The 11,638-nt window shown below is 49.1% G+C and carries 7 protein-coding genes; 4 read left to right on the forward strand and 3 right to left on the reverse strand.

All coding sequences use genetic code 11. The annotated features are described in order from the left end of the window. Positions 1 to 66: 66 nt before the first annotated feature. Both B2633_RS03625 and B2633_RS03630 read right to left on the reverse strand, forming a co-directional pair. Positions 67 to 2,220 (reverse strand): PocR ligand-binding domain-containing protein, encoded by a 2,154-nt coding sequence (locus B2633_RS03625; protein ID WP_483169202.1) that lies wholly within the window; start codon positions 2,218 to 2,220, stop codon positions 67 to 69. A gap of 177 nt (positions 2,221 to 2,397) precedes the next feature. Further along, positions 2,398 to 2,994: a TetR/AcrR family transcriptional regulator gene (locus tag B2633_RS03630; RefSeq protein WP_483169204.1), complete on the reverse strand. Its 597-nt coding sequence runs from the start codon at positions 2,992 to 2,994 to the stop codon at positions 2,398 to 2,400. Positions 2,995 to 3,280: 286 nt separating this feature from the next. On the opposite strand from B2633_RS03630, the gene B2633_RS03635 reads away from it, so the two are divergent. From B2633_RS03635 to B2633_RS03650, 4 genes are all read left to right on the forward strand, one after another. After that, entirely contained in the window at positions 3,281 to 4,378 is a 1,098-nt protein-coding gene (locus B2633_RS03635) for a poly(R)-hydroxyalkanoic acid synthase subunit PhaE (protein ID WP_483169205.1), read from the forward strand. Between the two features lie 25 nt (positions 4,379 to 4,403). Continuing rightward, positions 4,404 to 5,474 (forward strand): class III poly(R)-hydroxyalkanoic acid synthase subunit PhaC, encoded by a 1,071-nt coding sequence (gene phaC / locus B2633_RS03640; protein WP_483169207.1) that lies wholly within the window; start codon positions 4,404 to 4,406, stop codon positions 5,472 to 5,474. Between the two features lie 105 nt (positions 5,475 to 5,579). Next, entirely contained in the window at positions 5,580 to 6,056 is a 477-nt protein-coding gene (locus tag B2633_RS03645; protein WP_483169209.1) for a MaoC family dehydratase, read from the forward strand. 464 nt (positions 6,057 to 6,520) lie between these two features. Continuing rightward, positions 6,521 to 11,332, forward strand: coding sequence for an S-layer homology domain-containing protein (locus B2633_RS03650; protein ID WP_483169210.1), 4,812 nt, complete (start codon positions 6,521 to 6,523; stop codon positions 11,330 to 11,332). On the opposite strand, the gene B2633_RS03655 is transcribed toward B2633_RS03650, so the two are convergent. Then, positions 11,324 to 11,638 (reverse strand): hypothetical protein (locus B2633_RS03655; protein ID WP_483169211.1); only part of this gene is annotated, 315 nt, incomplete at its 5' end. The two genes, B2633_RS03650 and B2633_RS03655, sit on opposite strands and share 9 nt — an antisense overlap.

The raw sequence follows: 11,638 nt of genomic DNA on the forward strand, positions 1-11,638 counted from the left end.
CCTTATGCATCTGTTTGTAAGTGAGAATCGGCCCCCGTGTACCGCTCATCCCTTATCGAACTATTTTTAGGCTGCAATATAAAAACGCAGCTTAAAGGTGGTGCCGTCCACACCGGTAATCACCTCGAGGCGAGCATTGTGCCGGGCGGCGATACTATAACAAACTGGCAGTCCGAGTCCGGTCCCATTATCTTTGGTAGTAAAGAAAGGCATACCGATTTTATCCATTAATTCCGGTTTGATTCCCGGACCCTGGTCTTTTACATAAAGTACTATCTGGCCGTCTTCTACCGTTGTGCCGATGGTTAACGTTCCGCCGCAGGACATGGCCTCCAGGCTGTTGTAGGCCAGGTTAACAATCACCTGGCGAATTTCGTTCTGATCGATCGACAGCTTGGGGGGATTGCCCAATTCCAGATTGATCAGCATTCCTCTAAAATTGGCCTCAGCCTCCAGCATGGGATATAGGGACATAACCAGCTGGTCTATATTCTGGGGCTGCAGGCAGACGATCTTATCCTTGGCCATGCCTAAAAATTCGGTTATGATTTCATTGGCCCGATCCAATTCCTCAACCATAAGGTCGATGAATTCAATGTCCTCCCGGTACTTTTCTCTAAACAATTGTAAAAAACCGCGCACAGACGTCATCGGGTTCCTGATTTCGTGTCCAATGCTGGCCGCCATCGTTCCAATCAGATTCAGCTCTGAAAGACGCGCCACTTCTTGCTCGATGCGTCTTTGTTCAGTTATGTCGATCAGACTGGTGATGCGGCACAGTTTACCGTTCAGATGGAGTAAATGGCACCACAGCAGACCACGGCGGATTTCCCCCGATTTAGTGCGGAAATCAACTTCGAGGCCCTCCAGTTTTCCTTCGTCTAAAAGCAATCTCTCCATATCATATTTGGTTTCAAGATCTCTGAAAAAATTTATTTCACTAACAGGTCTGTCGATGACTTCCTCCCGGGAATAACCCATTCCCGTAAATAAGGCTTCATTAGCGTCGATGAATATTCCCTGGCAAAGGGTTGAAAGTGTCATCATAATCGGGCTGCCATGAAAGACCTTGGAAAACTTCTCTTCTGAGAGACGCAGGGTATTTTCTGCAATCTTGCGTTCAGTAATATCAATACAGGTGCCGGCAGCGCGCAGTGGCTGCCCGGCTTCGCTTCTGGATACCACCTTGCCGCGATCCAGGATCCATTTCCATTCCCCCGCTTTGGTCAACAAACGGTATTCGGCCTCAAAATGAGGGCTTTTTCCCGCCAGATGGCCCAAAATTGAGCTCATGGTCTGGGAATAATCATCGGGATGAATAAGACTCTTCCAGGTTTTAAACCGCGGTTCAAGTTCTTCGAGGGAGTATCCTAATATCTCAGCCCAGCGTGGGCTGAGGTAGAGATAGTCCTTTTCCAAATCCAGATCCCAAAAGCCATCTTTGCTGGCCTCCAGTACAATGCGCAGGCGTTTTTCACTCTTCTTGAATGCCAGGTCGGCCGCCTCCAGTTTTCGCATTCTTTCCAAGCCCATGGAGGCCAATATCTGTGCTATTTGAAAATAAAATTTCATTATTGATTTAACCTCTGCCTCGGGAACAACATGAATTTTATGAAGAGCCGTGATGTAGGCTTCTTCGTCGAAACCTAATTCTTGAGCTTGTTTGCGAAAATAGTCTTCATCCGGGGGCTCGTCAAGCACTTGTCCCAGATATATCGTGGCTAAATGCTGGCCGTTTACCACTACCGGGGTGGCATAATCGACCAGTCCGTTCAAACATCTGAACTTGGTGTAGGAACCGTATTGCAGGTGTTGGGACATATAAATATTGCTCTGTTTACACCGTTCTTCGCTGGTCGGACAGCTGCGGTGGAAGTTAAGGCACATATCAGTCCAGCCGTGTTTGCAGAGAATATTATTGTCGGCGTCCATAAAAGTACATCTTATGCCGGTGAGTTCGTAAAAAGATTCAAACAGTTGTTGAAGCAGGGGGAGGTCTATCAGTTCTGAGATGTGGTATTTTTGTGATTTATCTGCTTGAGAATGCAGCTCCGGGTTAAGCCATTCTTGCCCGGCCTCACAAGCAAAGTAATTCTTGTATGAAGGCAGTTCAGGTACACCGTTGCTCAAGCGGTGGCCGTGTTGCTCCAGACCAAAATTGACAACCTGATAATGCATCTCACTGTCGAGATGCTCTCTGGTCTTAGTAAACTGGTTCACTTTTAGTTGCCCCTTACAGTCTCATATCTATATTAACAACAATAACCTATTCATTATGAGATATATTGTCGAATAAGGTATGTAACCGAAATTTTATTGGTAGATTTGGTTAGATTGCGTCCTAGTTTAAAGGAGCACACAGAAATACCGGCCCTGACATAGCCAGGGCCCCTTAAGTCAGTTCAATCCCAATGATTGTATGAACCCGTCCGAAATGATATCCACCAATATTCGAGCGGCATCTTCTTCTGAATAATCTTCCTGGATCAGCCACCACCTGATCACGACAATGAAAACCGAGGTTATTAAACAGGCTAGCAATTTAATAGGATATTTATTGGCGGAAAAACTGTTTTGCCGGCTATCGGCCAATCTTTCCAATACATATGACTGTACGCCTCTTTCGATTTGGCGGTTTAATTCAAAACTGGAGATGTCGTTAAACAGAATGTTTAAAGTCCTTTTGTTGCTGCTTAAATTGGTTAGAAAGGTGCGAATTTCATCGTATAAATCAACACACGAACCATTTGGGTCAGCCTGGCGGCAAGCTTGAGCAGGATTAATCAAGATCAGCTTGGTCGTTTCATTCAATATTTCGTGGAATAAGGCATCAATACTCTCATAACGGTTATAAAAGGTTTTACGGTTGACCATCGCTCTTTCTGCAATATCCTTGATGGTAACATTCTTATAACCCTTTTCTGCAATCAGTTCCAGAAAAGCTTCTTTAATCATTTTTTTACTGCGCACAACACGTAAATCTGCTTGATTCATTCCCAACCTCCCGGTGCCAGATAATTACAAAAAAGGAAACAGGTAAAATTGGATGGGTATATCGTAGTTAAGCAACACCGCTCAATTATTTGACCATTGTAATGTTCTATAAAACTTATAAAATAGTGAATGTTGTATTTATATATTAATACAATGGAGGGTGGTTTTGTGCAGACAAATACCGATATTTTGGGACATTTTAAGGGACATATTAATCTGCATGAATAACCTGAAAATAGTACAGTTATAATTATCTGTTATGTGTTTTATGAATGGAGGGAGTTATTTGACACAGGTTGATTTTTTCGGAGAATGGATAAATCTCCAACAAAAACTGTTGGATTTTTACCAGGGAAGTATGAATCCAGAGCCCAAAGAAGAGGAGAAAAAAAATAGCAACAACATCGAGTCTAATATGAAATCAGTTCAGGAGCTGTGGCAAAACTGGCTGGATATCTCCAACCAGTTTATTAAACAGAGTATGAAGAGCGTAACCGAGGCCTATCCGCAACAACAAGAAATCATAAATAAAATGTTCAGCGGAGCCAGTTTATATCAGAACCTCCATAAATTCTGGGAGGATTTGCGCTCCATAAAGGCCGCAGACAGCAACCCGCTTGAGTTCCTTAACAAATGGAAAGAAGAGTATCCCAGATTAGTGGCTGATAGCATAATCCCGTTCTGGCCAGAGCAGGTGCAGAATTATTACCATGAATGTATTGAAATTTACAATTTGTCTCAAGACACCGCCAATAAATTCGTGCAGCCCTGGCTTAGCGAGGCTCAAGAACTGCAGGGCCTGCTGCAGCAAAGCCTGGCCGGAGATCAAGAGGCTTATATTGAGTTCAACCGGCTCTGGAAAGAAAAATTTGCCTCCACTTTTGGGAAGGTATTGAACATACCCCAGTTTTCAATGAATAGAGCAATCATGCAAAAGCAAATGCACAGCATTAATGCTTTGATTAATTTCATGAATACCATAGGTGAGTTTACTGCCCTTATGGTCAAGGTCAACCAGGAAACCCTGCAAACGATTATAAAGGACTACCAGGAAATGTTGAGAAGAGGCGCCAACCCTAAAACTTACAAGGAATTCTACGATTATTGGTGGCAGACCAATGAAGCCGCCTATCTCAAACTATTTGGAACTTCTGAGTTTTCCAGGATACTCTCTCAACTTCTTGAAGCCGGAGTCAATTACAAAAAAGAAACTGACAGCCTGTTGGAGAAACAGCTGGAATTTTTGCCATATCCCAGTAAAACCGATATGGAAAGTGTGTATAAGACCCTGGATACATTGAAAAGAGAAGTGAGAACACTGAAAAAGGAAATGTCAGCATTAAAAGAAGGCAAATCCAAATCCGACAAATCCAAAGATGCCTGATTATAGCGTATGAAGGAGGGGCAAGATGTCAGCCGTAATCGATTTTGACAAGACGATCAGCGAAGTATTGGAGTCTCAGAAAAAATTCCTTAACAGCGTAGATATGCTCTTAAATATGGGCGACCCCCAATCGGACACCACTCTCAAAGACCTGATCTATCAGGAAGACAAAATGAAGCTGTTTCACTATAGACCCAGGGTCAAAAAGGTTTGCAAGACGCCTACCTTGATAATATACGCACTGGTTAATCGCCAGTATATGATGGACCTTCAGCCTGACCGCAGTGTAATCAAGAACCTTTTGGAATCAGGCCTGGATATATATATCATCGACTGGGGATATCCTACTGCCGAAGACAGGTATATTACTTTAGATGATTACATTGATGTATATATTGAAAATGCCGTAAATGAAGTACTCAGGGAATCGGGAGCAGACAAAGTAAATATTCTGGGAGTCTGCCAGGGAGGAACCTTCTCGGCTATATATACCGCGTTAAATCCTCACAAGGTCAAGAACCTGATCACCATGGTAGCCCCTATTGATTTTGAAGCCGGGGCAGCAGACGGTTTACTGTTCAAGTGGGGCAAGGCTATGAATGTAGACAGTCTGGTGGACGCATTCGGGATAGTTCCCGGGGAATTGCTCAATGGCGGATTTGATATGTTAAAGCCGTTCCAGTTGATGATCAATAAATATCTCGGTATTATTGACAATTTTGATGACCCTGAAACCGCCGCCAATTTTATCCGCATGGAAAAGTGGATCCTGGATAGCCCCGATCAAGCCGGTGAGGCCTACAGGCGGTTTATCAAGGATTTATACCAGGAAAACAAGTTGGTGAAAGGCAGCCTGGAGATTGGCGGCAGAACTGTAGATCTGGAAGACATCACTATGCCGGTTCTGAATATCTATGGCGAACAGGATCACCTGGTTCCTCCGGCGGCGAGCATTCCGTTCAATGATTGTATCGGCAGTACTGATAAAGAGCTGGTGGCCTATCCGGTAGGACATATTGGCATGTATGTCAGTTCCAAATCACAGCAGCTCCTGGCTCCCAAGATTGCTGAATGGATTTGGAAGCGCGATAAATAGGAACAGACCGGATTGTCCGGCTTGGTCATTGATCACCGCGAATAGGTGAAAAGCTTAACGATAAATGGTTTAAGCCATAAGCAGGGTTATTTAAAGGAGAAATATATGGTCGAAAACACCTACAGTGAACTCATCGTTGGTGCTAGTGGTTATGTGGAAAAAACCATAAGCGAGACCGACGTTTATCAGTACGCAGGCATAACCGGCGATTTCAGCTGGCTGCATGTCAACCAGATGAGGGCCCAGCAAGGTCATTTTAAAACTCGCATCGTACACGGCATGTTGCTGATGGGGTTGATTTCCAATGTGGTCGGCAACCTCATGCCCGGTGCAGGGACTATTTATGAAACCCAGAGCGTGAGGTTCCTTAGGCCTTGTTATATCGGAGATACTGTTAGAGCCCAGACCGAAGTCATTCAGAAGCTTGAGAAAGGCAGGGTGCAATTGCGAACTTTGTGCGTCAATCAAAGGGGGGAACTATTGCTGGAAGGTGAAGCCATAGTCATTCCGCCACGGCAGCATATAGTGGATCTTCCCTGTCCGGGACTTGATGCGGTATCTGCCGGAGCAGCGGCGGAATAAAGAACAAGACGAGGGTTAAAGTTTAGCGTAGAACCTATGGAAAGCTGTACTTGATAAAGGCGCATATTGCGGCCCCGGGCCGCAATATGCGCCTTTTAGGCATTATAACCAACCTCAGTAAGGAGGCCGGGTTGCCCCACCTCGGCCTTCTTATTTTGATTGTAGTTGGTTGACCGCAAGTTTCCTGGCTGCCGGGCATCAGATCCGGAACTGTTTGCGGCGTAAAAACGTGAAAAGATAGCCTGAAATTCATTTTGCACAGGCAGGAAGGGAAAGCAGCGCTGCAGTTATACAGAGGCCGATATATGGATTGCCATCTAACTTATTTTGGATATAAGCAGGGCTGGCCGGTTTTCTGTCGAAAGGAAAAGATATCATTTGCAAGAAAAGCCGGGCAATCGCACCTGATTATTGGCAGGCACAGCAGCCTGTGGCGATTGTGGCGAGTAAAGGGGAAATACATAATGAAAAGGCTGCTTCTCGGTTTAGTGATCCTTTTGGCGGTGACGGGGTGGGCAGTGTCACCCGCGGCTGCTGCACAGTTCAATGTGGTGGATGGGGGAGGGGAGGAAGAGGCCTGGCCCAGCGACGTGGTGGGGAGCTATGTGGAAAACGGCACCAACAATGGCCGGCCCTGTTATCAGGGACCCAATGGCTTCTGGTTGTATCATGGTCTGTGGTCCGAGATTGACACCTGGTTTATAGGCAACATTAAGGGGCAAACAGAGATTAATACTTCAGGGGTGCGCTTTTTTTACACCAGTACGAGCCCAACCCAAACCCCGCCTCTGGACACTAATTTCGGCCCTACCAATAGCGCTTTGGGCGTGGTCAGAGTGACCACAGGCGGCGGCTCACCGCCTCCAATTCCTGACCTTTATATGATAAGCGGCGCAACCGGCACATCTTTTACCTGTCATTGGGCGGATATCAGCACTGCCACCGGTTATAAGCTGGACGTATCCACCTCGGCCGGTTTTGCGAATTTTGTGTCCGGGTATAATGGCAAAGATATCAATATACCTGCCGGAACCCCCTTAAGCCAGCGCCCCATTAGCCAGTCAGTGACCGGCCTTACCCCGGGTTCCCCCTATTATTGCCGGATCAGATCCTATAACGGATTCGGAGAGAGCGGCAACTCGCCTGCATTATCTGTTGCGACCATTCCCGGAATTCCCAGCCTCCAGGCCGCCTCAAAGGTGAATGAAGACGGATTTACCGCCAACTGGATCTCCCAGGCCGGGGCTGACTCCTATCGACTGTTTGTTTCCGCCCATGCTGATTTCTCCTCTCCTGTGGTCGACAATCGTTATGTCAGCGAGACCTATGCTAAAGTCACGGGATTAGAGGCCAATACCACCTATTACTATCGCATCAAAGCGGCCAACTCATCCGGAGAGAGCGGTTTGTCAAGCCCAATGACCGTCACTACCGCTCCTGATATACCGGTAATTTCTGCGGCACAAGCAGTAGAAACCCATGCCTTTACAGCTGGCTGGCAGGCTTCCCCTGCCGCCGCCGGTTACTATCTGGACATAGCCACCGATTCCTCCTTTGATTCCATGGTGGCCGGATATGACAACCGGGATGTGGGTCCGGCTACATCATACCTTATAGATCAGGGCATAACCCCTTATACCGACTACTATATGCGGGTGCGAGCTTACAATTCCAACGGCATCAGCAGCAGCTCGGCAACCGCAAGCGTAAAAACCCTGGCTGTGGCCGCGGTGATCCTTACCGACTCAGTGAGCGACATTGCCATCTACAGTGCCACAGCCCATGGTGAAATCACCTCCCCTGGGGCGCCGGCCGCAGAAGAGCATGGCTTCTGCTGGAACAGCAGCGGCAATCCTACCATTTCCGATGCTGTCACCACCTACGGCGAGGTCGGAGCCGGCGGGGAATTCAGCGGTACTCTGAGCGGGTTGTCGCCGGTAACCCAGTATTATGTGAGGGCCTACGCCACCAATCCTGCGGGTACCGTCTATGGGGATGCCATCAGCTTTACCACCCTGCAGCCCAATAACGCGCCGGTTCTGGACAGCTTTTTTATCACCCTGGCCGGCACCGACGAAGACACTACTTCAACTCCTATCGCAGTAAGCCAGTTCTTACAGGCCCATGATGAGGACCTGCCTCCCGACTCTCTGGGTATAGCCGTTGACGGGGCAACCGGCAATGGCAGCTGGCAATACTCGGTTGACGGAGTTTCCTGGACAGGGTTCGGGGCGGTAAGTGAAGCGGCCTCCTTATTACTGGGAGATACCGCGCAGATCCGTTATCTACCGGATGGCTTCAATGGTGAAACGGCTTCTTTTTCCTTCCGGGCCTGGGACGGCAGCGCGGGCAGTCAGGAGCAGAAGGTCAGCACCGCCGATAATGGCGGGTATTCGGCTTTTTCCAGTCAACAATGCACGGCACAAATAGCGATCAGCGATGTAAATGACGCCCCGCAGCTGCTCTCTATCGAGGAAGATCTGGGCAGCATCGATGAGAACAGTGTTATGATTCCTGTCACCATCGGTTCTATTCTGCAAGTCCAGGATGCAGATCTGGGAGCAATGAGCGGAGCGGCCATATCCGGAGCTTCCGGCAACGGCATCTGGCAGTATTCCGCCGATGGCTCTTCCTGGAGCGCTTTTGGCACCGTCAGTGCTGCCACAGCCTTATTATTGCCCTCTAATGCGCAGATCCGCTATGTTCCCGATGGGATGAACGGGGAGACTGCCAGCTTCAGCTTCAGGGCCTGGGACATCAGCAGCGGCACGGCCTTCGGCAGCGGCGATACCAGCACCAACGGAGGTGTCACCGCTTTCTCGGCTTCCCAATGTACTGCTACCCTGATCGTCAATAGTGTGAATAACGCACCGATTTTGACATCCTCCCCCTTTGAGTTCACTGCCACCGATATCATCACCCCCAGCCAATCCTACCCGGTATCGGCATTTGCTGAGATGAGCGATGTTGACCTGGGGGCTTTGCAAGGAATCGCGGTATGGTCCGCTTCCGGCGGCGGCACCTGGCAATATTCCGTTGACGGCCTGGTCTGGAATGATTTTGGCGCCGTTTCAGCCAGCCAATCCCTTTTACTCGATGCCGCTTATAAGGTTCGCTATCTGCCCGCTGTTACTGGGGCGGAAACCGCTGTTATCAGTTTCCGCGCCTGGGATCAGAGCTCCGGGCTGCCGGGAGGGAAAGCCGATACCACCGTAAACGGGGGTTCCACGGCCTTTTCCAGCAATTCCCAGTACGCTTCCATTGAGGTGTTTGTGCCGGTATATACCATTTCCGGCCGGATAGATATCGATGCCGCTGCCGCAGTTCTGGTGACCCTCGCCGGTCTGCCCGGCAATCCGCATCCCGACTCACTGGGTATATACAGCGCTGAAGTTGAATATGGCTGGGACGGTACTGTCGCCCCGGAACTGGAAGGCTATACCTTCGTGCCCGCGTCGCGTAGTTACAGTGATGTAGCCGTCGACTGCCCCGGTCAGGATTACACCGCTGTTATCAATACCTACGATATCACTGTCAGCCCGGATCCGTTGGAAGGCGGCACGGCAGCCTGCTTGACCGGGAGCGGAGAGGATATCGAACATGGCGCCCAAGTCACCGTATTGGCACAAGCCAATCCGGGCTACGCCTTTGTCAATTGGACTGAGAGCGGATTAGGAGTGAGTACCGACTCCAGCCATGCCTTTGTGGCCACGGCTGACCGCGACCTGGTGGCCAACTTCTCCTTTGACCCGGTACAGATTGTAGAAATTGGCTCAGATGATATTAAGCCCATAGTTTTACCCCCGGGAATACTGCCTGAGGAGGTGGAATACCAGATCAGCGTAACCAACGCCGCTGCCAATCCCCGCATCCAACTGCCGCTGAGTGCAGGGATCGCTACCTCTCCGCGGATTATTGTTACTACTCCCAGTCAGGTTGAACTGGAGATCCCCGCTGGAACGGAGATCAACGGCCCATCGGGGTGGGACGGTACTATAGGATTACCGGTGATCAGCAATTCTGCCAGCCTTAATGTGGGGAGCAGTCAATATGTGATAAAGCTCGGAATAACCGAGGGCACCCTTGAATTTTCCTCCCCGGTGCGTTTGTTTGTTCCTGGCCAAGGTGGTAAAAACCTTAAGGTGATCCGCCAGGGCAAGGCTGATGATATTAAAGCCACCTTGAACGCCAACACCCGGGAAGCAGCCGCCGGCCTGCTGCAGGGGGAGCTGGTTGACGCCAAATTTATCGAGGGCAGCGATCTGTATATATGGACTACGCGTTTTTGCGAGTTTGTGACCTATAGCAATCGCAGCCAGAACAATGATCCCGATTTATTTGATATCAATGGCGGGGAATTGAAAAGATACGGTGTAACCGTAAAGATTCCCGCTGATGCCATCCTTTTGGAGAGCCGGGTATCAATAGAGCCGGTGGCCGATATATCGGGCTTGACTCCTGAGGAAAGCCGCCTGGTAAGTGATGTATTCCTTATCAAAAAGGATAATGACCGGGAGTTCCGTAAAGTGGTTACAATCACTCTGCCATTTGTAAGGGATGAGGTTGACCGGAAAAGCGACCGGGTCAGTTTGTTCTGGTACGATGACGATGCCGGGAAATGGCGTGAGCTGGATCATGTGAAAATCAACTGGGAGCAGAAGACTGTCAGCGGTGAAATAGACCGCTTCGGCATGTTTGCGGTCATCGCCAAGGGCGAAGAGAAACAGATTCCCCCGCCAAAACCGGACGATGAAGAGATTCTGTCAGATATCCGGGGTCATTGGGCTTATGATAATATCAAAGCCTTGGTAGCCAGCGGGGCTATTTCCGGCTACCCCGATAAAACCTTTAAACCGGATCGAACCATCAGCAGAGCTGAAGTAACAGTGGTTCTGGTCAAGGCTTTCGGTTTGTCGGCTTCAACCGGCAAGGTCTTCAGTGATACCTCCAATCACTGGGCCAGAGACTATATAAGCGTTGCCAGCGCCAACGGCATAATCGAAGGATACAGCGATCAGCATTTTGGCCCTGATGATCCGGTTACCCGCGAGCAGTTGGCGGTAATGATCTGCAGGGCGGCTAAAATCACAAGCGACAACTTCACCCCGGGTTTTAGCGATCAGTCCAGCATCTCGGCCTGGGCGCTGCCTTACGTGGCGGCAGCCAGCCAATACCAGGTGATCGGCGGGTATCCCGACGGCAGCTTTCGTCCTCAGGGGCAGGCCAGCCGCGCCGAGGCTGTGACCATAATAGCCAATGCTTTGAAGTTACAATGAGAACGAATTATTAGTAACCTTCTGCATAGCGCCGGTATTCTCACCAGCGACCCGGTTGGAAAAAGCAATCCGCTGGATATTCATTAGCGGCTTTTTCCTGGCGTTGGGAGGTTTGGTAATGATCGGCAGCCCATACGTTATTTGCCGCGAGTACCAGTTCGAAGTACTGGCAATAAGTATCAACTGGATAGTGATGATCGCAGCAGGCATACTGCTGAGCAGGGTATTTAAGAAAACCCGCCGGGGAAGGTCGCCTTTTAAAATCTTGCCCTGACGGTTCAACGCAAGTGGGGAAGGTTCTTGACT

It is taken from the genome of Syntrophomonas sp. UBA1041, assembly GCF_002316705.1.
Lineage (GTDB): Bacteria > Bacillota > Syntrophomonadia > Syntrophomonadales > Syntrophomonadaceae > DTU019.